Annotated in this window: 19 protein-coding genes and 1 tRNA gene; 7 read left to right on the top strand and 13 right to left on the bottom strand. The window is 68.5% G+C overall.

The window, feature by feature from the left end; genetic code table 11:
• Positions 1-12: 12 nt before the first annotated feature.
• Both trpS and CVO96_RS03135 read right to left on the bottom strand, forming a co-directional pair.
• Positions 13-1,014 (bottom strand): tryptophan--tRNA ligase, encoded by a 1,002-nt coding sequence (trpS, locus tag CVO96_RS03140; protein WP_103310235.1) that lies wholly within the window; start codon positions 1,012-1,014, stop codon positions 13-15.
• Between the two features lie 293 nt (positions 1,015-1,307).
• Positions 1,308-3,230 carry a peptidylprolyl isomerase gene (locus CVO96_RS03135; RefSeq protein ID WP_103310233.1) on the bottom strand — a complete coding sequence of 641 codons (1,923 nt, stop codon included), beginning with the start codon at positions 3,228-3,230 and terminating at the stop codon, positions 1,308-1,310.
• Between the two features lie 85 nt (positions 3,231-3,315).
• Here CVO96_RS03135 and CVO96_RS03130 point away from each other — a divergent pair.
• Positions 3,316-3,392: transfer RNA gene (locus tag CVO96_RS03130), tRNA-Arg, on the top strand.
• Positions 3,393-3,580: 188 nt separating this feature from the next.
• Positions 3,581-4,612, top strand: a complete 1,032-nt coding sequence (locus tag CVO96_RS03125) for an SIS domain-containing protein (RefSeq protein ID WP_103310231.1) — start codon at positions 3,581-3,583, stop codon at positions 4,610-4,612.
• Positions 4,613-4,630: 18 nt separating this feature from the next.
• On the opposite strand, the gene CVO96_RS03120 is transcribed toward CVO96_RS03125, so the two are convergent.
• The 3 genes from CVO96_RS03120 to CVO96_RS03110 form a co-directional block, all read right to left on the bottom strand.
• The gene (locus CVO96_RS03120; RefSeq protein WP_103310229.1) at positions 4,631-4,999 is read right to left on the bottom strand and encodes a DoxX family protein; all 369 of its coding nucleotides are present in this window, start codon (positions 4,997-4,999) and stop codon (positions 4,631-4,633) included.
• An 89-nt stretch (positions 5,000-5,088) separates the two neighbouring features.
• Positions 5,089-5,307 (bottom strand): hypothetical protein, encoded by a 219-nt coding sequence (locus CVO96_RS20980; RefSeq protein WP_165795184.1) that lies wholly within the window; start codon positions 5,305-5,307, stop codon positions 5,089-5,091.
• An 87-nt stretch (positions 5,308-5,394) separates the two neighbouring features.
• Positions 5,395-7,104 (bottom strand): dCTP deaminase domain-containing protein, encoded by a 1,710-nt coding sequence (locus CVO96_RS03110; protein ID WP_103310227.1) that lies wholly within the window; start codon positions 7,102-7,104, stop codon positions 5,395-5,397.
• 60 nt (positions 7,105-7,164) lie between these two features.
• Here CVO96_RS03110 and CVO96_RS03105 point away from each other — a divergent pair, with 60 nt between their 5' ends.
• Both CVO96_RS03105 and CVO96_RS03100 read left to right on the top strand, forming a co-directional pair.
• Positions 7,165-7,914 (top strand): metallophosphoesterase family protein, encoded by a 750-nt coding sequence (locus CVO96_RS03105; protein WP_103310225.1) that lies wholly within the window; start codon positions 7,165-7,167, stop codon positions 7,912-7,914.
• 24 nt (positions 7,915-7,938) lie between these two features.
• Positions 7,939-9,027, top strand: coding sequence for a hypothetical protein (locus CVO96_RS03100; RefSeq protein WP_133161730.1), 1,089 nt, complete (start codon positions 7,939-7,941; stop codon positions 9,025-9,027).
• A 59-nt stretch (positions 9,028-9,086) separates the two neighbouring features.
• Here the strand turns inward: CVO96_RS03100 and CVO96_RS03095 are convergent, their stop codons facing one another.
• The 6 genes from CVO96_RS03095 to CVO96_RS03070 all read right to left on the bottom strand — a co-directional run bounded on the left by CVO96_RS03095 (position 9,087) and on the right by CVO96_RS03070 (position 19,450).
• On the bottom strand, positions 9,087-9,788 hold the full coding sequence (locus tag CVO96_RS03095; protein ID WP_103310221.1) for a Bax inhibitor-1/YccA family protein: 702 nt from the start codon (positions 9,786-9,788) through the stop codon (positions 9,087-9,089).
• 98 nt (positions 9,789-9,886) lie between these two features.
• Positions 9,887-12,754 carry a malto-oligosyltrehalose synthase gene (gene treY, locus CVO96_RS03090; protein WP_103310219.1) on the bottom strand — a complete coding sequence of 956 codons (2,868 nt, stop codon included), beginning with the start codon at positions 12,752-12,754 and terminating at the stop codon, positions 9,887-9,889.
• The gene (gene treZ, locus CVO96_RS03085; RefSeq protein WP_103310217.1) at positions 12,751-14,559 is read right to left on the bottom strand and encodes a malto-oligosyltrehalose trehalohydrolase; all 1,809 of its coding nucleotides are present in this window, start codon (positions 14,557-14,559) and stop codon (positions 12,751-12,753) included. Before treZ ends, treY begins: the two co-directional genes overlap by 4 nt.
• Before the next feature lie 222 nt (positions 14,560-14,781).
• Positions 14,782-16,920, bottom strand: coding sequence for a glycogen debranching protein GlgX (gene glgX, locus CVO96_RS03080; RefSeq protein ID WP_423739354.1), 2,139 nt, complete (start codon positions 16,918-16,920; stop codon positions 14,782-14,784).
• Between the two features lie 410 nt (positions 16,921-17,330).
• A complete protein-coding gene (locus tag CVO96_RS03075) occupies positions 17,331-18,143 on the bottom strand; it encodes a hypothetical protein (protein WP_103310214.1) in 813 nt (270 codons plus the stop codon).
• A gap of 332 nt (positions 18,144-18,475) precedes the next feature.
• A complete protein-coding gene (locus tag CVO96_RS03070) occupies positions 18,476-19,450 on the bottom strand; it encodes an ABC transporter substrate-binding protein (RefSeq protein ID WP_103310212.1) in 975 nt (324 codons plus the stop codon).
• A 290-nt stretch (positions 19,451-19,740) separates the two neighbouring features.
• Here CVO96_RS03070 and CVO96_RS21375 point away from each other — a divergent pair, with 290 nt between their 5' ends.
• Positions 19,741-19,923, top strand: coding sequence for a hypothetical protein (locus CVO96_RS21375; RefSeq protein ID WP_243398140.1), 183 nt, complete (start codon positions 19,741-19,743; stop codon positions 19,921-19,923).
• A 112-nt stretch (positions 19,924-20,035) separates the two neighbouring features.
• Here CVO96_RS21375 and CVO96_RS03060 read toward each other — a convergent pair whose 3' ends face one another.
• Both CVO96_RS03060 and proS read right to left on the bottom strand, forming a co-directional pair.
• Positions 20,036-21,637 carry a glycoside hydrolase family 68 protein gene (locus tag CVO96_RS03060; protein ID WP_103310209.1) on the bottom strand — a complete coding sequence of 534 codons (1,602 nt, stop codon included), beginning with the start codon at positions 21,635-21,637 and terminating at the stop codon, positions 20,036-20,038.
• Positions 21,638-22,302: 665 nt separating this feature from the next.
• The gene (gene proS, locus CVO96_RS03055) at positions 22,303-23,790 is read right to left on the bottom strand and encodes a proline--tRNA ligase (RefSeq protein ID WP_103310207.1); all 1,488 of its coding nucleotides are present in this window, start codon (positions 23,788-23,790) and stop codon (positions 22,303-22,305) included.
• A 162-nt stretch (positions 23,791-23,952) separates the two neighbouring features.
• Between proS and CVO96_RS03050 the strand changes: the two genes are divergently transcribed.
• Both CVO96_RS03050 and CVO96_RS03045 read left to right on the top strand, forming a co-directional pair.
• Complete coding sequence (locus CVO96_RS03050) at positions 23,953-24,219, top strand: DUF2171 domain-containing protein (protein ID WP_103310204.1); 267 nt, start codon at positions 23,953-23,955, stop codon at positions 24,217-24,219.
• A gap of 221 nt (positions 24,220-24,440) precedes the next feature.
• Entirely contained in the window at positions 24,441-25,277 is an 837-nt protein-coding gene (locus CVO96_RS03045) for an alpha/beta fold hydrolase (protein ID WP_103310201.1), read from the top strand.
• Positions 25,278-25,330 lie beyond the last annotated feature (53 nt).

Genomic DNA, 25,330 nt, shown 5'->3' with positions numbered 1-25,330 from the left:
GGCCGTCATGCGCTAGACCTTCAGGAAGCCGACTTTCTGGCGCACTTCCTCCATGACCGGCGCGGCGATGGCCTGGGCCTCGCGGGCGCCCTGGGCCAGCACGTCGCGGATCAGGTCGGGGTCGGCGCGGAGCCGTTCCCCCCGCTCCTGAATGGGCGTCAGCTCGCGCCGCACCCCCTCCATCAGCATTTTCTTGCAGTCCACGCAGCCGATGCCGGCCGTGCGGCAGCCGTCGTAGACCACCTGCAGCGTCTGGTCGTCCGAGAAGAGCTTGTGGTAGTCGCCGATCAGGCACTTCTCGGGGTCGCCGGGATCGGTGCGGCGCACGCGTGCGGGATCCGTGGGCGCGGGGCGCAGTTTGGCCCAGATCGAGTCCATGGCCTCGAAGAGCCCCAGCACGCTGCTCTCGCCCTTGCTCTTGCTCATCTTGCCCTGGCCGTCCACGCCGGGAATCCGCAGGGCGTTCTTCTCCAGCACGGCTTTGGGTTCCGGAAAGGTCTCGCCGAAGGCTTGGTTGAACTTGCGGGCGATCTCGCGGGTCAGCTCGATATGCTGCACCTGGTCCTCGCCCACCGGCACCGTGTCGGCCTTGTACAGCAGGATGTCGGCGGCCTGCAGCACCGGATACATCAGCAGCCCTGCCGGCACGCTCTCCAGCGCTCCCGCCTTGTCCTTGTACTGGGTCATGCGTTCCAGCTCGCCCACGGGGGTGATCACCGTAAAGAGCCAGCCCAGCTGCGTGTGCTCGGGCACCTGCGACTGCACGAAGAAGATGACCTTCTCCGGATCGAGCCCCACCGCCATGTTCGCCACCGCCATGTCCAGGGTGCGCTGAGCCAGCAGGGCCGGGTCGTAGGCGCCGGGATTGGTGGGCGCGTGCAGATCGACCACGCAGTAGATCGAGTTCTTGCCGTACTGCTCGCCCAGCTTCACGTAGTTCTGCATGGCGCCGAAGTAGTTCCCGATATGCGGCTCACCGGTGGGCTGGATTCCTGAAAACACGCGCGACTTCACACAGCGGATTGTAGCGGGCGGCCAGGGGAGGGCGGGGCGGCCGTATGGAGAGTCATGTCCGGGGTCGTTGCGTTGCTCGGTGGAGAGAGGGCGATCAGATTGATCTTTCTGGACGACAGGACGTAGCGGCGTCCGTGTGCCTGTTGGCAGGGCTATGGGCAGCAGGGTGCAGAGCCGGTCACGCGTCGGAGCTGCCGCGACGAGCCTCTCGGAACGGGTCAGACCGGAGAGCAGAAAGACCAAAGAAGAGGACGGCCCGCATTTCGCCGGGCCGTCCTGAAGGGAGGTGAGGCTCATCTGTCGGCGGGAGTGGCCGGGGTCGCGGGCGTGGAGGCCGGCGGGGTCGCGCCCTCACCCGTGGCGCCCGTGCCCGGGGTCGCCGGCGTCGCCGTGCCCGTGCCGGCCGGAGGCGTCGCGGCTTTCGGCGCGGCGGCGGCCACGCGCTTCTCCTGCGCGGCCAGCACTTCCTTGAGCCTGTTCACGGGCTTCAGGGTGGCGACCTCGGTGGTCAGGAACTTCTGCCCGGCCTCCTGCTTCTTGCTGCCCAGCACCTGCGTCTCGATCTGGGAGCGCACGGCGCTGAGCGGCTGGTTCACGGCGGCCTTCAGATCGGTCAGGTACAGCACCGAGAAGCGGTCGCCGACCTTCACCACATCGCTCAGGCTGCCCTCGCCTGCGTCGCGCAGGGCCTTCGCGCTGAAGGCGGCGGCGTTCAGTTCCTCGCTCAGCTTGCCGTCGCCGGCGCTCACGGCGCCGCGCTCGCTCACCGTGCCGCCGGCCTTGGCGGCGGCGGTGGTAAAGCTGCCGCTGCCGTTCCAGCCCGTGCGGAAGGCCAGCGCCTTCTGCTGATCCTTGAAGCTGGCCTCGGCCACCGTGGCGCTGGCCGGGGTCTGGAACTGCGCCCTGTTCTGGTCGTAATAGGCCTGGATATCGGCGTCCGTGACCTTCACGTCGCGGGCTCCGTAGGCGGCCAGCGCGGCGGTGATCTCCTGGCGGCTGCCGACCACGTTCAGCTTCAGGCGCTGGGCCAGGGTGGGTGCGGCGTAGCCCTGGATCAGCTGCTCGACCACCTGCGGCTTGAGGATGCCGTTGACCAGCCCGGCGGCCTGCTCAGGCGGCACCTGCTGCAGCAGCTGCGAGAACTGCTGGTTGCCCACGACCTGCTCCAGCACGGCCGAGTACGGGATGTTCTGGCCGCCCACGGTGGCGACCGTGGGGTTCTCGACCTTCCAGTTCGGATCCTTGTACTCGATCTTGACGTCCTTTTCCAGCCCGCTGATCCAGGCTTCCAGCGCCGCGTTCTTCTTCTGCTCGCTCACGGCGGTGACCGCGTCGGCCTTGGCCTCGGCGAAGGGTTTCACGGCGGGCGCCAGGGTCTTCTCGACCTTCACGATGTAGAACTTGCCGCCCGAGGGAATCACGTCGGTCACGCCGCCGTCTTTCAGGGCGAAGGCGGCCGGGCCGACCTCGGTGGGCAGGGCGACCTGCGCGACCGGGCGGGGAGCGCCGTTCTCGATGGGGCCCAGCGCCCCGCCGCGATCCTTGAAGTCGGCGGCGGCGTTGTTCTCACCCGCCAGCTTGGCGAAGTCCGCCCCAGCCCTCACCTGCGCGAGCAGCGCGGCGGCTTTGGCCTTGTCGGTCACCACGATCTGACGGCCCACGATGCGCGCGTCGCTCTGGAAGGCCTGGGGGTTGAGGTCGTAGTACTGCTTCGCCTCGGCCTCGGTGGCGGCGGGCACGGCCTTCTTCAGCTCGTCGAGCTTGCGCTGGTAGGCCAGGCCCACCCGCACCTGCTCGCGGAACGAGGAGTCCGTGAAGCCCCGGCTCTGCAGCGCGTCCGTCCACTTCTTGTTGTCCTTCAGGTCGTTCTGTTCGCGGATCTTGGTGACTTCCGTGTTCACCTCGTCCCGGCTGATCCGGATGTCCTTGACCGCCTGAGAGATCAGCGTTTCGCGCACCTTGCCCTGCACCACGACCGTCTTGAAGTCGTCGCCCAGCACGCCGGTGTCCGTGCTGCTCAGCACCGGGTTGCCCCGGCGGGCTTCCTCCAGGGCTTCTACGGTCACGGTCGTGCCGTTCACGCTCAGGGCGGGGGTGCCCTTGGGGCCGCTGTTGAACAGTGAGCCGACATTGGGCGTGAACTGGTAGGCCATGCCGGCCACCAGCAGGAGGGCCAGCAGGATCAGCAGGCCGTTCACGAGAGGTTTTCTTTTCACTTGATCTCCTTCATACCAGGTGCTAGGGTATCTGGGCTCTGCACTGGTCGGTTCTGAACTGATCGACTGTGTGCTGACCGACTCCGCACTCGTAGCTCAGCTGGATAGAGCGTTGGCCTCCGAAGCCAAAGGTCGCTGGTTCGAGCCCAGTCGAGTGCACCACCCTCAACGCCACCCTGCGGGGTGGTGTTTGCGTTGCTGCTGACACGGTGAGGCCGGCTTCCGAAAGACACGCGCAGGATTCTAGCACGCAAGGTTAAACGGGCGTGAAGCCGAAAATCGCGTTCCAAGCGTGATTTTGGTCTGTGCTCTGGGCAGGGCGGCGGCCCTGAGCCTGTACCCTGGAGGGTATGACTGCACCGACCTTCAATCTGCTCAGCCTGCTCGAAACCCTGAGCGGCTCCTATGCCGGCCCCACCCGCCCGGAAAGCGGCCCCTACGGCCTGGTGGGGGCAGGCGAGGGCACCCTGGCCGCGCACCTGGGGCAGACCCTGGTGCCCGGCGTGCTGGCCCGCAGCGGCACCCAGTTCGTGCTGAGCAGCCCCGACGCCCGCGCCGCCGCGACCGACTACGCCGATCTGGCCGAGGTGGCAGGCGCCAGCGTGCGGCATGTCAGTACCGGGGGCGCCCCCGAGGAGATCAACGTGCTGATGCCGGGCGGCCCGCTCGCCACCTACCACTTCGCGCAGTACCTGGCCCACGCCAGCGGTCATGCCGGGGACGCCCAGGCCGCCGACGCCCTGATCGCTGATCTGGCGGCCCGCTGCGCCCCGCACGTGACCGAGAACAACCCCGCCCGCGACCTGGCCTGGAGCCTGTGGGGCCGCCTGCCCCTGCTGCTGGCCGCCCCCGACGCCGAGGCCCTGCCCCACGCCTGGCAGCAGCTGCTCGCGCGGATCGCCAAGACGCTGGCGGTGCCGCTGCTGGGCGATCCCCTGGCCCTCAGCACCGGCGCCTTCGAGGCCCGCCACGAGCAGGGCGACGCCCGGGTGGCGCTGATCCTGGGCGACGCCGACGAGACCCTGCAGCTCACCCGCGAGATCCTGGAAAGCCGCATCGACGAGATCATCCACGTGCCCTACCCGCAGGGCGCGGTGGGGTATCCGGCGCAGCTGGCCCTGTGGTACTTTGGCGCCTGGGTGGCGGCGTATCTGGCCGAGCGCTACGAGACCAGCCCGGCCGACCTGCCGGTGCTCGCCCGCGCCCAGGCCGTGCTGAGCGGCGACGACGAGGGCGAGGAGCGCCTGAGTGCCCCGCGCGACGACCTGCGCCGCACCAGCATGGGCCGCGACTGGGACGACAGCGACAACGACCCGGCCTCCCCTGACGATGATTTCGACTCGGACGAGGACGACAGCGACGATGGTGACACCGTGCGCTGAGCCGCGCTTCCTGTCGGTTCAGCGCCGGCCCGCCCGCCACACCGCCCACATCAGCAGGGGCTGGAGCGGCAGGCGGGTCCAGAGCGCCCAGGCGGGCAGCCCGAATTTCTCCGGCTGCTGCGCCATGAAGACGTTTGCTGGAAACACGGCGATCAGCAGCGCCAGCAGTCCCCAGCGGGCGGCCGGTCGGGTTCCTGGGTACAGCAGGCCCAGGCCGCCCAGGATTTCGGCGGCGCCGCTGAGCAGCGTGGCCGTACGGGCCGACATCGGTGTGCCGGGCGGCACGACCCCATCGAAGACCTCGGGCCGGAGAAAGTGGAGGCTGCCCGCCAGCACGAACAGTGCAGACAGAGCGACGAGGCCCCAGGAGGGACGCTTCGGTTCCATGCTCACCTCCAGGCCACCCGGCCAGCGCCGTCACGACGAGAGGCCGGGGCTGAGCGAATCAGCCTCGACCTTTCAAGAGCGTCCTGGTCTTACTTGCTGGTCGGCACGCTCCGGGCTTCCTCGCGGTCTTTCAGTTCCTTGCGGCTCAGGCCATCGTCGTTGTTACGGGGCGCGTTGGCCTCGCGGTCGTTGGCGCCCTTCAGGGAAGGCTTGTTGTCGTGCTCGATCTCGTGCACTTCCTTCTTGTTGCGGTCGTAGTCCTGCGGCTGGCTGGTGTGGCCCTTGTTCTTGTCGTCTTTGTCCGGCATGTGCCCACGCTGACAGGTGACGCTCCCGGATTCACTCCGGCACTGTTGACACAGTGTTCAGAGATGAAGGCCCGCTCAACCGCCCGGTCAGAGCCGGGGGAGAGTCACGCCGCGCTGGCCCTGGTACTTGCCCTGGCGGTCGCCGTACGTCACTTCGGGGCGTTCGCCCTGGAAGAACAGGAGCTGCACGCAGCCCTCGAAGGCGTACATCTTGGCGGGCAGGGGCGTCGTGTTGCTGAACTCCAGCGTGACGTGGCCCTCCCAGCCGGGCTCCAGCGGCGTGACGTTGGCGACGATGCCGCAGTTGGAGACGAAAACGCCCGCCTCCAAGGCGAAATTCCCGGCCTCGGGCACGGTCAGGCAGTACACGTCATGGTCACCCGGCAGTTCACGGATGCTCAGAACCTTATGGTTCACCACCGGCCGACCCGCGTCCGCTGCCTGACCACGGAAGGCGGCCAGGACGTCGGGAAAGCGCCTGAAAGCGCTGCGATCCACGTCCAGCAGCCCGGCGGCGCCGCGGATGGAACCGGTCTGATCCAGGGCGCGGCGCACGCTGGCCTCGGTCACGTCCTCCCGCAGCTTCAACGTGCGGGCGTGGTTCGCCTGTCCGGCGCGGCGTGAGCCGTCGTCGCGCTGCCAGGCCTGACGGGAACGTTCGCCCTGAACCCCGCGTGCCTGGGGGTGGTCGGCCCAGAACCGGGCCAGCCGCTCCCGCTGCGCCTGCCGCTCCTCGTCTGTCCAGCGCTCACGGTGACGGCGCAGCAGGTCGGCGCGGGTGGCGGCGTGCAGGTCACCCGTCCAGAACTCCTGGGCGCGCGTGGCCTGGGCTGCCCGGTAGCGCGCGTACCACGCGTCGTTCTCGCGCAGTCTCGTCAGGGCGTCCGAGATGGCCGCGCCGTGTTCCTGCGGATGGAAGCCCTCGCCATACGTGACCTCGTTGTGCAGCCGGAGATGGGCGCCGGCCTCCATACGGGTGATGTTCCAGGGCGCGTTGTTGAGCCGGTCGCCGTCGAGGTGGTGGCGGTGGGTGCCCGGCTGGGACTCGTAGACGCCGTGGCGCAGGTTCCACTCGTCGGCCATCCGGTGGGTGCCCAGCATGTACCCGGTCAGGGGCTGGAAGGTCATCTCGTAGCCCCGGCGCAGCGAACGGTACAGCGGCATCAAGGGGGCGCCGGGGGTCAGCGCGCCGGCTGCCACCATGCGCCCGTCGCGGGTCAGGAACTCGTGATCCGGGGTGGTCTGGATGGTCTCACCCGTGTCCAGCGTCAATTCCAGCAGCGAATCGCGGCCGATATACCGGGGGGCGGTCAGTTCCGTGACCAGCACCTGACCGAGGGGGCCGATGCTGTAGCCGAAGTACAGCTCGCCTTCCTGCGCGCCGCGCGCCATCTCCTCCAGGGTCGGTGAGCGGCCATCAGCCAGGGCCACCCGCGTGTCGCCGGAAAAACACCGTGCGTACGTCGATTTTCCGAGCGCCACGACCATCACGTCGTCCGGAATCCGCATGTATTCCAGGGAGCGGGCCAGGGCGAAGGAGTTCGGCGGAATGATGATCTCGGGCGCCTGGATGTCCACGAAGGAGCGCTCGTCGAAGTGCTTGGGATCGACCACGGCGGAGTTCACGTTGGTGAAGATCTTCCACTCGTCGGCGCAGCGCAGGTCATAGCCAAAACTGCTGAGCCCGTAGCTGATCACCTGGGCGTTCTCGGCGGTGCGAACCAGCCGGTCTTCGAAGGGGTCGATCATGCCCGAGAGTGCCAGTTCGCGGATACGCCAGTCGGGCAGGATGCTCATGGGCACGATGCTAAAGCATTGGTGAGGTGCCGCGTCCCCCGCCGCGCTAGCCTGGGCCGCGTGAGGCTGGCGGTCATCAGCGACGTACACGGCAACGCCTTCGCGCTGGAGGCGGTGCTGGCCGATGTCCAGACCTGTGCCCCGGACGCGCTGCTGAACCTCGGTGACCAGATCGAGGGCAGCGCCGACCCGGCCCGCGCGGCGGCGCTGCAGGCGGAACTGGGCGCCGTGGAGGTGCGGGGCAACAACGAGGAGAAGCTCTGGCCCGGCGGTCGGCGCGGCGCCCTGGCGCTGGAGGTCGGCGCGTGGCTGGAGACCCAGGTGAGCGCCCCGGCACGTGAGCGGCTGGCGGCCCTGCCCCTGGGCGCCCGCATCGGCGGCGTGTACGCCTGCCACGGCACGCCGGAGAGCGCCTGGGACAGCCTGCTGTGGGTCTGGCAGGACTCGCCCGACGGCCCGGGCTTCTACCGGTCGCGCGACCCGCTGGAGCTGGGGCAACTGGTCGCGCCGCTGGCCGCCGAGGTCGTGGTGTGCGGCCACACCCACCGGCCGGGCGCCACCCGCGTGAACGACACGCTGGTCGTGAACGCGGGCGCGGTCAGCGATCAGGTGGACGGCGATCCGCGGGCCCGCTGGACGCTGCTGGAGTGGCGTGCGGGCCGCTGGACGGTGGATTTCCGCGCCGTGGCCTACGACGTCGGCGGCGCGGTGGCCTGGGCGCGGGCGAATTCCCCCTTCGGCGCCTTCGAGGAGGCGCTGCTGCGCTCGGGGCGCTTCGACAGCCGCGGCGAGCCGGAACGGGAGTTCTGAGGGCGGGGCACGCTAGGCTGAGTCATGAAACCGTGGTGGAGCCTGCTCGTCGGATGGAGTTGCGCGCTGTGGTTCCCGGTGGCTGGAGCGCAGGCGGCGCAGTCCTGCGGGGGCCAGCCGGGTCTGCCCGCCGGGGCCGCGACAGGCGTCTTCCGGGGGACGGTGGCGGGGCAGCCGGCCGTGCTGAGCCTGGGGGCCGACGAGCGCTACTCCTACGAGAAAACCGGGCTGGACATCAATCTGGAGGCGTTCCACAGCGGACAGACGCTAATCCTCCAGGAGAGCGTGTCCGACCGGGCGGCCGGGGAACGCCGCGCCCGCGCCTGCCTGCGCCTGACCCCGGGCGCCAGGGGCTGGGCCGGCACCTGGACGAAGGCGGGAACGAAGGTCGGTATGCCCGTGACCCTGAGTCGCCTGCACGCCGCGGCCATCCCCTTCGCCCTGCCGGTCACGCCGGGCCTGCAGAAACTGCGCCGCGACGACCCCTACAGCTTCCTGAAGATCAACCACGCCTGGAACCGAACCTCTGACGGCACCAGCGTCCGTGAGCCCCGCTCAGGCCTGACCTACCCCCGGCTGCCCGGCGAGTCGGCGGCCCTGAACGGCGCCCTGCAGGATCGCCAGGCCATGCACGCCATCGCCGCGCTGGAATGCCGCTCCGGGGGCGACTGGAGCGGTATGGACACCGACTACAGCCTCGACCAGGGCCCCCGTTTCCTGAGCGCGAAACTGCTGAGCTTCCTGGACACGGCCGACTTCTACTGCGGCGGGGCGCACCCGAATATCAGCCAGCAGGGCGTCATCCTGGATCGGCTGACCGGCGAGGCCCTGCGCCCTGACGACATCTGGCCGCTGCTGACCCCGGGGGAGCAGCACCGCCTCTACCTGGGCAGCCTGCCGGCCGGCCCCGGGGCCGAGTGCCGCGATCTCCTGGGCTCCCGAGGCCAGCCCGCCTACACGGTCAGCCTGCTCAGGGGCGGGCTCCAGCTCATCCCGACCGACCTGCCGCACGTGGCCCAGGCGTGTGCCGAGCCGGTGGTCGTGGGCTATGCGAAGCTGCGCGACCTGAGCTTCCAAGGCCAGCCCTATTTCAGCGAGTTCTACAAGCCGTAGCGCTCAAAGCAAACGCCCCAGCCGGAGCCGGGGCGTTCTGGTGCCGAGGTCGGGACGGCTCAGTCGTTGCTGCTGCTGCCGCCCGCGAAGCCGAACAGGCGCAGGATGAAGAGGAACATGTTGATGAAATCGAGGTACAGGGCCAGCGCGCCGTTGATGGCGGCCCGCTCGGCCATCTCGCCGCTCACGCCGCTCAGGGCCATGTTGCGGAGCATCTGGGTGTCGTAGGCGGTGAGGCCGGCGAACAGCAGCACGCCCACGATCGAGATCAGGAGGGTCAGGCCCGAGGACGCCACGAACAGGTTCACGATCATGGCCACGAACAGGCCCAGCACCGCGAACATGAAGAAGCGGCCCATCGCGCTCAGATCCTTCTTGATCACGAAGCCGGCCACGCTCATCAGGCCGAAGGTACCAGCGGTGGTGGCGAATGCCGCCGTCACGGCGCTGGGGCTGTAGGCGAAGAGCAGCGAGGAGAAGGTCAGACCGGTCAGCGCGGCGTACAGGATGAACAACCCCCCGGCCACCGTGCTGCTGACTTTCTGGGCGAACATGCTCAGGAAGAACACCAGGCCGAACTGCGCGATGATCAGCGGCCAGCGCCACTGCATGACCTGAAAGGCCAGCGCTTCGTTCTGCGCGGTGAAGAAGGCGATGCCGGCGGTGAGCGCCAGGCCGGCCGCCATCCAGGAGTAGGTACGGGCCATGAACGTGCGGACAAGGTCCGCCGTCTTGCCTGTGGTGGTGGGATAGGTCTGCATACGCTTTACAGTACGGCACCCTGACCTGAAAAGTTTCCGGCAGCCCAGGCGGAGGTGAAGATCAGCTCAAGGGGCCTGTCTGGCCCTTCCGGCTGGCCTCAGCGGCCCACCAGGAGGGCCAGGGGAAAGTCCTCCAGCACCTTGGCCAGCGGGATACTGCTGCTGCGGGCGCGGAACCGTTCGCCGGTCAGCACGTTCTCGTAGGTGCCGGCCCGGGGCAGGCTGAGCTGCCGGGTGCCCCAGACCTCGCCCAGCGCCCAGGGCGTGCGCCCCCGCGTGAGGGTCAGGGTCAGGCGCGGCGCGACCGTCACGGCGACCGCGCCCTCGTGCTCGCGGGCGAAGGCCAGCACGTACTTCCCGGCGTCGATGGCGCGGTAGGTGCCCTGGCGGAACAGTTCCGGATGCGCCCTGCGGGCCTGCAGGGCGGCCCAGGTCACCAGGGTTTTCACCGCCCCGTCCTCGTAGCGGCCCAGCAGCGTGCGGGCGGCCGCGAGGTCGGGACGCTTCTCCAGGCGGGCCACCGCACGGTTCAGGCCCAGGTAGTCCACCGGGCGGCGGTTGTCGGGGTCGACCAGACTCTGGTTCCAGCCCTCGGAACCCTGGTAGGTGTCGGGCACGCCGGGGGCGCTCAGGCGGGCCAGCGTGGCGCTCAGGCCGTTCTGCGCACCGTGGGGGCTGATGCGCTCGTGCAGGCCGCGCAGGCTGTCCATGAACTCGCCATGCCCCAGCAGCTCCTGCACGAAGCCCATCAGCGCTTCCTCGTACTCGGCGTTGGGCGAGGCCCAGCTGGTGCTGAGCTTGGCCTCCCGCGCGGCCTTGAGCATGTACTCGCCGATCCGGCCCGCGAAGCCCTCCAGCTCGCCCTGCAGGGGATAGGCCCCCAGCACGGTCTGCAGCAGCACGTACTGGTCGAGCGGCGTGGGCGCGCGGCCCAGTTCGAGATCCCGGCCCAGCGAGAGCAGCAGCGGTGCGTGGGTGCTCAGGAATCCGGCCCAGAGCTGGGGGATCTCGCTGAGCACACTGATGCGGGCGCGGGTGTCCTCGCCGCGCTTGGTGTCGTGGGTGCTGCCGGCCAGCATGGCCTGGGGCCAGTGCTCGGCGCGGTGCCGGGCGACCGTGTGGAAGGTGCGCAGGGGCGTGCCGAACAGCGCTGGATCGCCGCCCACCTCGTTCAGTGAGAGCAGCCGGGCGTAGCGGTAGAAGGCCGTGTCCTCGGCCCCCTTGGCGGTCACCGGCCCGGTCAGCTGCTGGAACTTCAGGGCGAAGTCGGCCCAGGCCGCGCGGGTGGCCTCGTCTGGGGCGTCCAGGGTCAGCACGGCCGTCAGGAAGCCGAAGGCGCTGTCGTCCAGGGGGCGGCCCTCGCGGCGGTTGTGGGCGCGGGCATCCGAGATGGCGTGGGCGATCTTGTCGTTGTCGCCGCTTTCACGGGAGCCGTCGGCGCGCAGGTAGGTGCGGTAGACCGGAAACGACGCGATCACCTCGCGGATCACGCCGCGCAGGGTGCTCAGCGTGAAGTCGCGCGACCGCCGGTCGGCCTCGGCCAGCCGCTCCAGGTGCTCGGCCAGCACGTTGACCTCGCCGGGCAGGCTCACGCGCTGGATCAGGTGCTTGCCCCGGTAGAGGTGCTCGCCGTAGCTCAGGCGGTCGCCCGTGAAGCGGCGGTAGATGGCGCTCAGTTCGTCCTCGCGGGCGCCGTCCACGAACACGCCGTTCAGTTGGGCCAGAAAGTCGTAGCCGGTCGAGCCGTGGATGGCCCAGCCCCCCGGCAGCGTCTCGCCGGGCTCCAGGATCTTCTCGGCCACCACGTACAGCGGCCGCCGGGTCTCGGCCGGAGCGTTCAGGGCCGCCCCCGCCCAGGCCTGCAGCTCGCGGAAGTAGCCGGCGGGGTCGTACAGACCGTCGGTGTGGTCGAGCCGCACGCCCTGGATCACGCCGGAGCGCAGCAGCTCGAAGAGCGTGGCGTGCGCCCAGTCGAACACCCGCGGGTCTTCCATACGCAGCGCGGCGAGGTCGTTGATGTCGAAGAAGCGCCGGTAGTTGATCTCCTCTGAGGCCACCTTCCAGGAGGCCAGGCGGTAGTTCTGCTCGCCCACCAGCGCGTCCAGGCGCTCGGGGTCGGCGTTGGTCTCGGCCACCGCGGCGTCCAGCAGGTCACGCAGGGTCTTGGAACCCTCCAGCAGCGCGTTCAGGCGCCGGGACATGACCTCCATCTCCTGGGCGCGGCCTTCCCGGTCGGCCGCGGTCAGGCCGCCGGCCGTCGAGCGCGGCAGGTTCGCCACCGAGCGCGCGATGCTCGCCAGTTCGGCGCGCGTCAGGTCGGTGGTGCGGGTGGGCAGGCCGCCGGTCACGCTGCTCAGCAGCCCGGCCAGCGAGCGCGGCGAGAGCGGCAGCCGGCGTTCCCAGTAGCGCAGGGAGAACTGCGCGCCGTCCCGCTCCAGGCTCAGCTCGCGCCGCTCCAGCACGCGGCCGTACTGGTCGCCCAGCAGCGGCAGCAGCACCTTGCCGTCCAGCGCCCGCTTGAGCGGATGCCAGGAGATGTCGAAGAAGTGCGCGTAGCGGCTGGCCTGCCCGTGGGTGAGCACGTCCTCCCAGTAGGGGTTGTGGCCGCCCTGGATGCCCATGTGGTTGGGCACGAAATCCACCACGATGCCCAGGCCCAGTTCACGCGCCCGGGCCGCGAGGCGCCGCAGCCCCGCCAGGCCGCCCAGTTCCGGGTTCACCAGCGAATGGTCGGTGACGTCGTAGCCGTGGGTGCTGCCCGGCGTGCTGGCCCAGATCGGCGAGAGGTACACGTCCGAGACGCCCAGCCGCGCCAGATAGGGCAGCACCCGGCGCGCCGCCGCGAAGTCGAACCCCGCGTGCAGCTGCAGGCGGTAGGTCGCGGCCGGCAGGTGGGTGCTGAAGGGCGCGGCGTCCAGGGCGTCCGGGGCGGGCTCCGCCAGCGGCACAGAGGCGGCCTGGGTCATGGCGTCCCGAAGAGCGCGGCCTCGCCGGCCCCCAGCGTGCCCGGCTGCGGCAGCTCGCCGGTCAGCCCGGATTCGCTGTGCAGCATGACCTGGGGGGGCAGCGTCAGCTCCAGGCTGTCCAGGGGGAGCGCCTCTTTTTTCAGGTTCCAGAGCAGCGCCCGCTCCCCCTGGGCGGTGCGCCAGCGCACCCACAGCACGTCGCCCACGTGGCCCGCCTCGATGTTCCGGCGCGATCGCTGGCCCAGTACCGGATCCTCGCGGCGCAGTTTCAGCAGGGCGCGGTAGAGGTTCAGGGTGGTGCCGTGCTCGCCCTCCTCCCGCTCGTCCCACGCCAGCTTGGCGCCCAGGAAGGTGCTCTCGGCCTGCGGGTCGGGCACGTGTTCGCCGGCGAACGAGCTGAAGTAGGCGAACTCCTTCTTGCGGCCCTCGCTGACCATTTTTCCCAGCTCGCCGTGGTGGTCGCTGAAGAAGGGAAAGGGCGTGCTGGCGGCCCACTCCTGCCCCTGGAACAGCAGCGGCGTCATGGGCAGCGTGAGCAGCAGCGCCGAGGCGCCGCGGTACTCCTGCTGGGTGACCTTCTCGTCGTGGTGGAGGCGGTCGCCGATGGCGCGGTTGCCGATCTGGTCGTGGTTCTGGATGCAGTACACGAAGCTGGGCGCCTCCAGGGCGTCGGCCGGCTTCCCGCGCTCGTGCTCCTCGCCCTTCACGTTCCAGAACTGGCCCTCGTACTTCCAGCCCCGGTTGATGACCTGCGCGAGTTCCTTTGCGCTGCCCTGGAAGCCGCCGTAATACCCCTCGTGCTCGTCCGTGAGGGTCACGCGCACCTCATGGTGGAAGTCGTCCACCCAGATGCCGTCCAGGCCGTAGTCCGTGACGAGTTCGGGCAGGTTGCGGTGATCCTCGGCCAGCAGCAGGTGGGTGCCGCCCAGCATGTGTACCTCCTGCGCCAGCTCCTGCAGGATGTGCACGGGGCTGTCGTCGGGCATGGAGGCGGTGGCGTCCAGGCGCAGGCCGTCGAAGCGGTAGTCGCGCAGCCACATCCGGGCGTTGCCGGTGATCAGGCGGCGCATGTGCCCCTCGGCGTAGTCCAGCCCCATGCCCCAGGCGGAGTGGAAGCGGTCCGTGAAGTAGTCCGGCGCGTAGGCCGAGAGGTAGTTGCCGTCCGGGCCGAAGTGGTTGTACACCACGTCGAGGAACACGCCCAGGCCCAGGCCGTGCGCGGCGTCCACGAAGGCCATCAGCTCTTCGGGGCGGCCGTAGGGCTCGAAGGGGGCATACAGCGCCGCGCCGTCGTAGCCCCAGCCGCGCTGTCCCGGAAAGGCCGCCACCGGCATGAGCTGGATGGCCGTAATGCCGAGGTCTTTGAGGTACGGCAGCTTCTCCTGGGCGGCCCGGTACGTCCCTTCCGGCGTGAACGTGCCCAGGTGCAGTTCGTAGAACACGCAGTCGGCCAGCGCCAGACCGCGCCAGTCCGGATGCTGCCACTGATAGGCGCTCAGGTCGATGACCTCGGCCTCGCCGTGAACCCCGTTCGGCAGGAAGCGGGCGTAGGGGTCGGGGCGCGCTGCGCCGTCGAGCAGGAAGAGGTAGCGGGCGCCGGGACGGACGGGCAGGGTGACCTCGAAGAAGCCTTCGCCCAGGTCGGTCATGGGGTGGGTCTCGCCATCGACCCGGACATGCACCACGGCCGCGGTGGTCGTCCAGACCCGGAAGCGGGTGCCCGAGCCGTCCGGCAGGGGCTGGGCACCCAGCCGGCCGGTCAGTGCGGCGGGCGGGTGTGCGGGGGAACGCTGGGGGGCAATCATGAACTCTCCTTCCAGGGCTGCCAGGGCGGCAGCCAACACTTCAGGATAAAAACGGCGATGCGGGTCTGGTGAGCGGAGACTGAAGGCCAGGCCACGACCGGCACGGCGGCTGGGGGCACGGGAGGGAGCACGAACGGGCGAAGACGGACGGGGGGCCGGACGACTGTTGATCCGGCCCCCCGGGGGCGAAGCGCTGCGGTCGGTGGGCGGCCCTGTCTGGACTCAGCCCCGCTGGCAGCGGTAGAGCTTGACCGAGCGGCCGCGCAGGGTGGACTCCTCACCGGCCTGCTCGGTGCCGCTGGCCGCGTCGTCGCTGGTGTCGAGCAGCAGTTCCCAGGCCCCGCAGCCGCCCAGCTCGGGCAGCTGGAAGGGCAGATCCACGTGCGAGGCCGAGAGCAGCAGCAGCAGGTGGTCGTCGCGCAGGGGCTCGCCGTGCTCGTCGATGTCGTCCAGGCCGTCGCCGTCGAGGAACAGGCCCATGCTCTGGGTCTGGCCGTTCGTCCAGTCGTCGTCGGTCATCTCCTGGCCGTCGAAGCGCAGCCAGACCAGATCGCGCACGTCCTCGCCGCGGATGTTGCGGCCACTGAAGAACTTGCGGCGGTGCAGCGCGGGGTGGGCCTTGCGCAGCCCGATCACCTTCTTGGTGAAGGCCAGCAGCTCCTCGTCCAGGCTCGCCCAGTCGTACCAGCTGATCTCGTTGTCCTGGCAGTAGGCGTTGTTGTTGCCGCCCTGCGTGCGCCCGATCTCGTCGCCGCCCAGCAGCATCGGGGTGCCCTGGCCCAGCAGCAGGGTCGCCAGGAAGTTGCGCTGCTGGCGCTTTCTGAGCTCGTCGATGGCCGGATCGTCGGTCTCGCCCTCCACCCCACAGTTCCAGGTGAGGTTGTGGTTGTGGCCGTCGTTGCCGCCCTCCTGATTCGCCTCGTTATGCTTCTGCTCGTAGGTCACCGAGTCGCGCAGCGTGAAGCCGTCGTGAGCAGTCACGAAGTTGATGCTGGCGTAGGGCTTGCGGCCGTCGTTCTGGTACAGGTCGGAGGAGCCCGTCAGGCGGTAGCCGATCTCGCTGGCCAGCCCGCCGTCGCCCTTCCAGAAGGCGCGGATGTCGTCGCGGTAGATGCCGTTCCACTCGGCCCAGTTGACCGGGAAGTTGCCGACCTGATAACCGCCCTCACCCACGTCCCAGGGCTCGGCGATCAGCTTGACCTGCGAGATGACCGGATCCTGGTGGATGATCGTGAAGAAGCCCGAGAGCTGGTCGACCTCGTGCAGCCCGCGCGCCAGCGTCGAGGCCAGGTCGAAGCGGAAGCCGTCCACGTGCATTTCGCTGACCCAGTAGCGCAGCGAGTCCATGATCAGCTGCAGAGTCTGCGGGTGGCGCACGTTCAGCGAATTGCCGGTGCCGGTGTAGTCGAAGTAGTGCCGCTCGTCTCCGGCCACCAGCCGGTAGTAGGTGGGGTTGTCGATGCCCTTGAAGGACATGGTCGGCCCCATGTGGTTGCCTTCCGCCGTGTGGTTGTACACCACGTCCAGGATGACCTCGATCCCCGACTGGTGCAGGGCACGCACCATCGCCTTGAACTCGTCTACGGCGCCCGCCGGGTTGCCGCGCCGCGCCTCGGCCGAGTAGCGCACGTCCGGCGCGAAGAAGGAGAGCGTGGAGTAGCCCCAGTAGTTGGTCAGACCCTTGTCGAGCAGGAAGGGATCGTCGACGTGCTGGTGCACCGGCATCAGCTCAATGCTGGTGATGCCCAGTTCGCGCAGGTAGAACAGGATCGGCTCGGTGGCGATCCCGGCGTAGGTGCCGCGCAGCTCGTTGGGCACGTCGGGGTGGGTCATGGTCAGGCCCTTGACGTGCGCCTCGTAGATCACCGCCTGGTGGAAGGGAATGGTCGGGCGGCGATCCCCCTGCCAGTCGAAGGAGACCCCGTCGGTCACGATGCCCAGGGGCGCGCCGCGCTGCTCCTCGGTCTGCATCACCGTGTCGTCGCCGCCGGGCACGTAGCCAAAGACGCCCTCGTCGAACTGCTCGGTGCCGTCCAGCGCCTTGGCATAGGGGTCGAGCAGCACCACGTTCGGGTTGAAGCGCAGGCCCTTCTCAGGGGCGTATTCGCCGTGAACGCGGTAGCCGTAGCGCTGGCCCGGCCCGACCTGGGGCAGATAGCCGTGCCACACGAAGGCGGTCTGTTCGGTCAGGGGGTAGCGGGTTTCGTGGCCCTGCTCGTCGAACAGGCAGAGTTCGATGGCGCTGGCGTTCTCGGAGTACAGGGCAAAATTGGTGCCCTTTCCATCCCAGGTCGCGCCCAGCGGGTAGGGAGCGCCGGGTCGGAGGCGGACGGTCGGGGTGGGTTCAGTGGTCATGGTCATGCAGGAAACTCCTCGGGGGCGGTGACGCGGCCCGGCGCAGGTCTGGGGGTCATTCAGGATCAGGGGGTGGCCGGAGTGACCCGGTGGCTCACCTGTGCTGGAAACGCTACCAGACGATTCTCATCCAGAAAATTGGAGAGGCTACAGGTTCAGTTGAAGTATTAAAGCGACATGAGCGCTGCTGACTGTTGGGTCATCAGCTGAACCCAGCATATCGGGTGCGTGGCCGCAAGTGGGCATTACACCACATTTCAGGTGAGGGGCGGGGGCTCGGTGCCACCCTTACCCCCCTGAACGAGCCTCCCGGACGTCAGGGTCGGGGAGGCTGGTTGGAAGCCATCGGGAGGAGAGACGTCTGCTCCGCTGCCGGATACCGGACGCCGAAGGTGCCTCCGGATCAGTGAGACGTTCTAAAACTCCAGCCGCCCGCGCGGGCCATCCAGATGCGCCAGCTTTTCCGGCGTCCAGAGTTCATAGGTGTACATCGGGTACTGCCGTTTGAAGCGGCCGACCCTGTCCCAGACCTCGCGCGATTCGAAGGGGATCACCAGGATCAGGCGGATCACGCTGTCCTCGAAATCGTAGACATAGAAGTCGAAGTGGAAGGCCTGCTCGTTGCCCTTGTCCGTGAACAGCGGAAACGAGAAGGGCCGGTAGCGCCAGGCCTTGTTCCTCTCGCTCAGGATTCGGGCGGCCACCCGCTTGAGGTTGCTCTCGGGGAAGCTCTGCGGCTCGCCGTCGCGGTCGCGGAAAACCGTGTCCGGCGCGGGGGCGTCCAGCACCACCCGCTTGAGCTCAGGCATGGGCTTGCGGCCCACCTTGGGCGGCGGCCTGCGGCCCGAGCCGGAGCTGCCGCCTGGACGCGGCGAAGCGGACGACCCGCCCCCTGCCTTCTTCGGACGGGCGGCGCCCTCCGAATCGCCACGCTCGGCCGGTTTCCGGCGGGCCGGGTTGGTGCTGGCGCCCGGCCGGGCGGCGGCCCCGCTGCGGCCCGAGGCCCCTCCGGATCGGCTGAACCGCGACCCGGACGTCTTTCCTGCTCCGCTCGTGCTGATCTCGCTGCCCCGCGCGGTCGTGCGCTCGGCGGGGGGCCGCTCGGCCGTACTGCGTTCACTGGGGCGTTCGCGCGCCGGCTTCACGGTGTCGCGGGTGATGCCGCCGCGTCCCTGCGCGGTGTTCTTCTTCGGGCCGCGTCCCCTTGAACCCTTCTTTGGCCCTGTCATGCCCAGCAGTCTACCCGCCCCCATAGACCGACATCCCGGCCCAGGCCAGGATGTGCAGGAACTCTCAGGGAAAAGTGTACGAGGTCAGCGGCGGGGCTTATTGAACACGGCTCAGGTTCGCCTCGGTGGGTAAAGCCCTGTACTGCGCTGGACGCTGCTCGTCAGACTAAGACTGATGCAGGCCTACGCCGTTCTCCATAGACGGCTTCCGTCCATCTGCGAAACACCTGGGAGAGCGCTCGGTGCTCCCCTACTTTCCGGAACCCGTCGGAGGCCGTCCTCGCTCCGCTCGGAAAATTTCATTTCTGGAACGGACATTTTCGGAGTCCCTCTCATTTCGCCAGCGAGCGTACCAGCGTCAGATCCACAAAGCGGTTCAGATCGGGCACGTCCCGCGCGAAGCCTGCCTCCTTGTTCAGCTGCGCGTACTCGGCCAGAGTCTTGAGGTTGATGTCCCAGGTGACCTTCGTGCGGGCCAGAGCCTTGAACAGCTCAGCGGTGTTCGGGCGCTTGCCGGTGAAGCTGTAGATCTGCTCGGCGATGGCCTTCTGCGCGCCGGCGTTGCTGCCCCCGATGAAGCGGATGGCGGCCAGGTGTCCGCGCAGAAGGCCTTTCACGGCCTCCGGGTTCTGCCCGGCGAACTTCGTGTTCACGACCAGCACCGTGGTCGTGTAGTTCCCGCCCTCCCAGATGGCCTTTTCGTTGGCGATCAGCCGGGCGCCCTGGGTTTCCATCACGGCGCCCCAGGGTTCCTGCACGAGCGCCGCGTCGACCTGCTTCGCGGCGAAGGCGGCGGGCATGTTCGCCGGATCGATGGGCACGATGGTTACGTTGCCGCCTTCATCGCTGGCCTTGAGGCCGTTCTCATGGAGCAGGTGGCGCAGGGAGATGTCCTGGGTGCTGCCGCGCGTGGGCACCGCGACCTTCTTGCCGGCCAGCCCCTTCACGCCGCGCACGCCCGCGTCCTTGCGGGCCACCAGCACGGCCCCGGCGTTCGCGGCGCCCGCGTAGACCTGAATGGGCACGCCGCGCAGGAAGGCGTTCATGGCCGGGCCGGGGCCGACATAGGCGGCGTCGATGGCGCCCGCCGCGAAGGCCTCGCTGACCTGCGAGCCGTTGGCGAATTCCTTGACGACCAGCTTCACACCGCTGCCCAGTTCCTTCTGGAACAGGCCGCGCTGCACGCCGACCAGCCCGGCCGCGTGGGTGATATTGGGAAAAACTCCCAGGCGGATTTCTCTGGCCTGCTGGGCACCGGCGCTTGCGATCAGGGAAAGGGTCAGGAGGGGGAGGAGGACTCGCTTCATGCCGGAAGGATAGCAGAGTAGTTGAGTAGATTTGTAAACTATCTGACCACGGCTTCATGCTCGTCTGCGTGCCTCATGCGGCCATGAATCTCTCCCTCGGCTGGATCGTTCTGGGCCTGCTCGCGGCGCTGGGCGGGCGTGACCCTGTTCGGTCGCCTGGGGCTGGAGGGGGTGCCCTCAACCCTGGCGACCACCCTGCGCGCCCTGATCATGGCTTGCCTGATGCTGGAGGTGACCCTGGGCAGAAGTCATCAACGGCCACGAGTGCATCATCCGGCCGCGCGTGGCTGTTGCTGCTGCTCGTCGGGATCAGCGGCGCCGGTTCCTGGCTGGCCTATTTCGCCGCCCTGAAGATCGGCCCCACCGCCGGGGTCGCCGCGCTTGACCGCCCCAGCCTGGGTTTCATCTTCCTGCTCAGTGTGCTGGCATTCCGCGACCCGCACAGCTGGCGCGGCTGGTCGGCATCTCCCTGATGGCGTCCGGCCGCTGAGGGTGGGAGAACGTCTGCGCCCGCGAACAGCAGTGCCGGAACCCGGTGATCGATGTGGGTTCCGGCACTGCTCTCGGTGGGCGCTCGGCCCGTTCCTAGGGCTTGATCTGCCCGTAGTCCAGCTGGCCGTTCAGGCGGGTGCCCGTGCCAGTGATCTCCAGCACATGGGTCTTGTCGAGCGTTCCGCCGAAGGCCCGGAACTGCTGCTCCGGGGTCAGGGAGGAGAATTCACCGATATCCCGGTCTCCGATGCCTGGCGAGTCGATGAAGCTGGTGATCAGGTAGCGGCTGGGGTCGGTGGTGGGGATCACGTCGTAGGAGTAGGCCTGGTAGTCCTGGGTGGAGGGGTTGCTCAGCACCAGCCCCCCGGCATTGAGCGGCGTGTAGTTGCCCCGGATGCTGTTTCCCACGAAGCCGTAGAGCCCCTCGACCCCACGGGCGCGCAGATCCCCGATCTCGGCGAACTTCTTGACGTGGCTGCTCGTGAACAGGTAGTACCTGTTGTCCTTGAACACGAAGTGCGGCCGTTCCAGCTCCTGATTGACGCATTTGGCGGTCAGCAGCGGCGGGGTCAGCTTCCAGTTGGTCAGGCTGGCAGTGAGGTCGGCGCCGGTCGTGCCGCTGTTGCCGGAACTGACCGCCAGACCCAGGGCCCCGTTCCAGTTGCGGGCGTTCTCCGGCACCTGCACCGAGGCGCGGTAGGCCGCGTCGCCGATGTCCTCGGGGTCGCACTTCTGCTGCGACTTGATGCCGCCCACGTTGCCCTCGAACAGCATGTACAGCTTCTTGTCGGCCGGGTCACGGAACACCCAGGGGTCGCGGAAGGCATACAGATCTCCCACATCCGACTGCTGGAGGGTCTGGTAATAGGTGCCGTCGGCGCGCAGGATCACCTTGTGCTTCCAGGCGCCGTCGAACACGACCTGGCCGCCGACCACCTTCAGCTTCGGGCCCCAGGCCACGGCGATCTTCTGCTCGTAGGAGATGCCGGGCTGGATGTCGCCGGCGCCGCTGCCACTGAGCGGCAGGAGGCCCCCCCGCAGGGCCGACGAACTGATGTCCCCCCGCCCCGCACGGCTGGGCAGCAGGGCCGCGTTGAAGTCCTCCCCCTTCTCGCCCGTGGCCGTATAGAACACGAAGACCTGACCGTCATCGGTGATCACGGCGCTGCCGGCCCAGTTGCGCGAGCCGAACGAGTCCTGTTTGGGGAACACCAGCCCGTCATTGGCGCCCAGCTTCCAGCTCTTGCCGTCCGTGGCGTACGAATAGCGCAGGGTGGCGATGTCGTGGCGTTTGCCCGGCAGCACGTCCTCTTTCACGCTCAGGTGGATCAGCACGTTGTAGGTCTTGCCGTCGTTCAGCTGGATGTCAGCCACGCCGCCGCCCAGGGTGCGGATCGCCCAGGTGTCCCAGATGTGGTAGCCGGGCAGGGTCTTTTGCAGGCCGCGCGGGTTGGGCTGGGGAAAATTGATGGTCGGCCAGTCGGTGATCGCCGGGGTAGCGGTCTGCGCGGTCTTGTTCAGCGGGATCTGCATGGCCTCCTGCAGCGTCCAGCGGTCGGTGTAGTCGCCTTCGGGCCGGGTGTCCGTGCCGCCGGGCGGCGCCGGATTCGGAGAGGGCTGAGGCGAGCCGCAGGACGCGAGCAGGGCGCTTACGAGCAGCAGGCAGACGGGCCGGGCGACGGGCGAGTGGGTCATGGTGGGGCTCCTCAGGGCCTCCCCGACACCTCTGCGCCAGGGAGGACGCGCGCCGATGCGGGCACGCACGGAAGACCTACGGACGAACACGAACGGGCGACAACGTGGCCCCACCAGGGGCGGTGTTGGTAGGGGTGATTCTCAGCAGTCCGGAAGGTGACCTCTAGGGGGACGGCATGAACCAAGACTTCGTGAATTCGGGCCCTTCCGCACATCTCCGAACCCCAGCTATGAGGTTCCGGCACCGCGCAGCGCTCAGTTTGCGGACTTGAGGCGGCCTTGAAATGGTGTGAAGGCACCCTGAACTGCGGAGCCTGTTCCGAATTGGCTCAGGTGGGACGAAGGGGGAACCATACACGCCGCAGCGCCACCAGCAGTCCGGCCAGCACGAGGGCCATCACCGTCCAGACCTGCACGGCGACCCGGAAGTCTGCCCTGCGGTCTCTCCCGGATGTCCAAGTGCAGCTCAAGAAGAGCTACGAAATCGAACGTCAGCTGGATGCAGACGACGCCCAACACGTCATCCAGGCCCCACCACGAACGAGTGCGCGGCCACACGCGCCGCCGCCATAGCAGCGTGCCCCCGGACAGCGCGGGGCTGAGGCCGAGGACACCCTGGAGGAGCTACATGATCAGTTGTGAGTGCTGTTCCGTCCTGCCGACCCTCAGTACTGCCGACCGAAGATCACCCGTTTGCCGTAGGCGCTGGGCTGACCGCACCGCACGCACGCGCCCTCGCCCCCCTCGTTGAAAAACTCGGCGTCGTCCAGCGGAATGTTGCGGGTGGTGGCCTTGGTGTCGTCCTTGATGGCCTTCTCGCACTCGGCGCCGCCGCAGTGGAAGGCGCGCGCCCAGTTGGAGGCCTCGATGGCCTCCTGGAAGGCGTCGTAGCTGTCCACCTCCAGCGTGTGCGTGAGCATGAAATCCTTCGCGCGGCCATACAGCCAGTCGTGGATGGCGTCCAGGCGAGCAGGCATGCCGCTCACGGCCTCGTCGCGGCCGAGCGTCTCCTTCTCCTCGCCGTTGCGGTTCTTCACGACCACCACGCCGCTCTCCAGGTCGCGCGGCCCGAGTTCGATCCGCACGGGCACACCCTTGAGTTCCCAGTCGTTGTACTTGAAGCCGTTGGTCACGCCGTCGCGCTTGTCGACCTTGACCTTAAGGCCCTGGGCACGCAGCTCGGCCGCCAGCTTCTCGCCCTCCGCGACCATCTCGTCGAAGTTGTCCTTACGGCCCACCGGAATCACGACCACCTGAATGGGCGCGATGCGGGGCGGCATGATCAGGCCGAAGTCGTCGCCGTGGGTCATGATGATCGCCCCGATGATCCGGCTGGAGATCGCCCAGGACGTGGTGTGGGCGAACTCCTCCTTCTGCTCGCGGGTCTGGAACTTGACCTCGAAGGCGCGGCTGAAGTTCTGGCCGAGGTAGTGGCTGGTGCCGCTCTGCAGCGCCTTACCGTCGCGCATCATGCCCTCGATGGAGTAGGTGGCCACCGCCCCGGCAAAGCGCTCGGAGGCGGTTTTCTCGCCGCGCACCACGGGCAGCGCCAGCACGTCCCGGCAGAACTCGTGGTAGATATCCAGCAGCTGCCGCACCTCGGCCCTCGCCTCGGCCTCGTCGGCGTGGGCGGTGTGGCCCTCGTGCCAGTAGAACTCGCTCGTTCGCAGGAAGGCCTTGGTGCGCAGCTCGGCGCGGAACACGGAGCCCCACTGGTAGTGCAGGAAGGGCAGGTCGCGGTAGGAGTTGAGCCAGCCCGCCCACATGTGCCCGATGATCGTCTCGCTGGTCGGCCGCATCACGTAGGGCTCGGCCAGCACCTCGGTGCCGATCTTGTTCACCGTGAACAGCTCGGGCGCGAAGCCCTCGACGTGGTCGGCCTCCTTCATGATGAAGCCCATGGGAATCAGGGTGGGGAAGACCAGCGACTCGTGGCCGGTCGCCTTGAAGCGGTCGTCCAGCCAGCGCACGATGTTCTCCCACAGCGCGCTGCCGTAGGGCCGCACGACCATGGCGCCCGCCACCGGGGAGTTGTCGGCCAGATCGGCCTTCTTCACGACCTCGTTGTACCAGTCGTTGAAATCCGTGCTCTGAGGCGTCACGCCGTACTGCTGCGCCTTCCCGCCCTTGCCCTTACCGCCGTCCGTAGTCATCGCCGGCCATGATAGCGGGGCCGGTGACAGGTCGGCGGGAGGGGGTGAGATCGCTGGATGGGCCGCCGATCTGTGCCGTCTAACGATTCGATCAACGTCGGCTAACGGTGGCCTGAAGCTGACCGTCATCGGATCGGAGGGGGCGGGGGCGACACTCGGGACATGACCCAGAACACCCAGCCCGGCGAAATCACCGACCGCATCGCGCAAGATCTGAAGGCCCGTCTGGAGCAGGGCGGAGAGCACCTGCAGGTCAGGGACGTCAACGGTGAGCACGTCGGCACCGTCGATCATCTGGAGGGCGAGCAGATCAAGCTGACCCGCAAGGATTCCCCGGACGGCCAGCACCATTACGTGCCGCTCTCGCAGGTGGAGAGCATGGACGACGTGGCTGTATACCTGAACGTCGAGCGCAGCAGCCTGAGCTGAGTCGCCTGGCCTGAGTCGCATGGACGAGCGCCGACGCCATCTGGGTCGGCGCTTTCTGCTGCCGGTCGGCGGAAGTTCAGCGTCTCGTCAAGGCGGTTCACAGCCCACCGGAGCCGCCAGGTCATAGGGTGTGTCTACACGCTTCGACGTCGAACGGGTTCCCCAGAGCAGCCTGCGCCCGTGCAGGACACGCCCTCATTCCCCCTGCAGGAGGTTTCGCCATGCCCACCATCCAGACGAAGCACACCCGCGCGCCCGCGACCGAGCTCTACTACGAAACTTACGGGCAGGGCCGCCCGGTGGTGCTGATCCACGGCTGGCCGCTGTCGGGCCGCATGTGGGAGAGGCAGATCGACGCGCTGAGGCACGCCGGCTACCAGGTCGTCGCCTACGACCGGCGGGGCTTCGGCCAGTCCGGCAAGACCGCCACGGGCTACGACTACGACACCTTCGCCTCCGATCTGAACGACCTGCTGGGGGCCCTCGACCTGCGCGACGTGACGCTGGTGGGCTTCTCGATGGGCGGCGGCGAGGTCTCGCGCTACGCCGGCCTGTACGGCACCGAGCGCCTCCGCAGCGCCATGCTGGTCGCCTCTATCGCGCCCTTCCTGCTCAAGACGGCCGACAACCCGGACGGGGGGCTGGCCGAGGCCGACGTGGAGGGCATGATGGCGAAGGTGGCCGCCAACCGCCCGCAGTTCCTGGCCGGTTTCACGAAGGAGTTCCTGAACTGGGACGAGAACGGCGCGGCGCTGGGCGACGAATTCCTGGATTTCGCCGCCACCATGTACCTGCAGGCGTCCCCGGTCGCCAGCCAGGAGTGCGTGCGGGCGTTCGGTACCACCGACTTCCGCGCCGACCTCGCCAAGCTGACTGTGCCGACCCTCGTCGTCCACGGCGATTCCGACCGCATCGTGCCGCTGGAGGCCAGCGGGCAGCGCGTGCCGCAGTATCAGCCGAATGCTGAACTCCATGTGATGAAGGGCGCCCCGCACGGCCTGAACAGTACCCACGCGGAGGAGTTCAACCGGGTGCTGCTGGACTTCGTAAAGCGCTGAACCTGAGCAGTGTTGAGCAGGAAGGGGCGGGCCGGGAGCGATCCTGGCCCGCT

Source organism: Deinococcus koreensis (genome assembly GCF_002901445.1).
Taxonomy (GTDB): Bacteria; Deinococcota; Deinococci; order Deinococcales; family Deinococcaceae; genus Deinococcus; species Deinococcus koreensis.
The sequence above is the reverse complement of the archived record's forward strand: the minus strand, read 5'-3'. Positions and strand labels throughout refer to the sequence as shown.

Coding starts and splice junctions, on each gene's coding strand:
- CVO96_RS03125 (WP_103310231.1), top strand. CDS start 3,581: ATGACTGCACCGACCTTCAATCTGCTCAGCCTGCTCGAAACCCTGAGC.
- CVO96_RS03120 (WP_103310229.1), bottom strand. CDS start 4,999: ATGGAACCGAAGCGTCCCTCCTGGGGCCTCGTCGCTCTGTCTGCACTG.
- CVO96_RS20980 (WP_165795184.1), bottom strand. CDS start 5,307: ATGCCGGACAAAGACGACAAGAACAAGGGCCACACCAGCCAGCCGCAG.
- CVO96_RS03110 (WP_103310227.1), bottom strand. CDS start 7,104: ATGAGCATCCTGCCCGACTGGCGTATCCGCGAACTGGCACTCTCGGGC.
- CVO96_RS03100 (WP_133161730.1), top strand. CDS start 7,939: ATGAAACCGTGGTGGAGCCTGCTCGTCGGATGGAGTTGCGCGCTGTGG.
- CVO96_RS03095 (WP_103310221.1), bottom strand. CDS start 9,788: ATGCAGACCTATCCCACCACCACAGGCAAGACGGCGGACCTTGTCCGC.
- treY (WP_103310219.1), bottom strand. CDS start 12,754: ATGACCCAGGCCGCCTCTGTGCCGCTGGCGGAGCCCGCCCCGGACGCC.
- treZ (WP_103310217.1), bottom strand. CDS start 14,559: ATGATTGCCCCCCAGCGTTCCCCCGCACACCCGCCCGCCGCACTGACC.
- glgX (WP_423739354.1), bottom strand. CDS start 16,920: ATGACCATGACCACTGAACCCACCCCGACCGTCCGCCTCCGACCCGGC.
- CVO96_RS03075 (WP_103310214.1), bottom strand. CDS start 18,143: ATGACAGGGCCAAAGAAGGGTTCAAGGGGACGCGGCCCGAAGAAGAAC.
- CVO96_RS03070 (WP_103310212.1), bottom strand. CDS start 19,450: ATGAAGCGAGTCCTCCTCCCCCTCCTGACCCTTTCCCTGATCGCAAGC.
- CVO96_RS03060 (WP_103310209.1), bottom strand. CDS start 21,637: ATGACCCACTCGCCCGTCGCCCGGCCCGTCTGCCTGCTGCTCGTAAGC.
- proS (WP_103310207.1), bottom strand. CDS start 23,790: ATGACTACGGACGGCGGTAAGGGCAAGGGCGGGAAGGCGCAGCAGTAC.
- CVO96_RS03050 (WP_103310204.1), top strand. CDS start 23,953: ATGACCCAGAACACCCAGCCCGGCGAAATCACCGACCGCATCGCGCAA.
- CVO96_RS03045 (WP_103310201.1), top strand. CDS start 24,441: ATGCCCACCATCCAGACGAAGCACACCCGCGCGCCCGCGACCGAGCTC.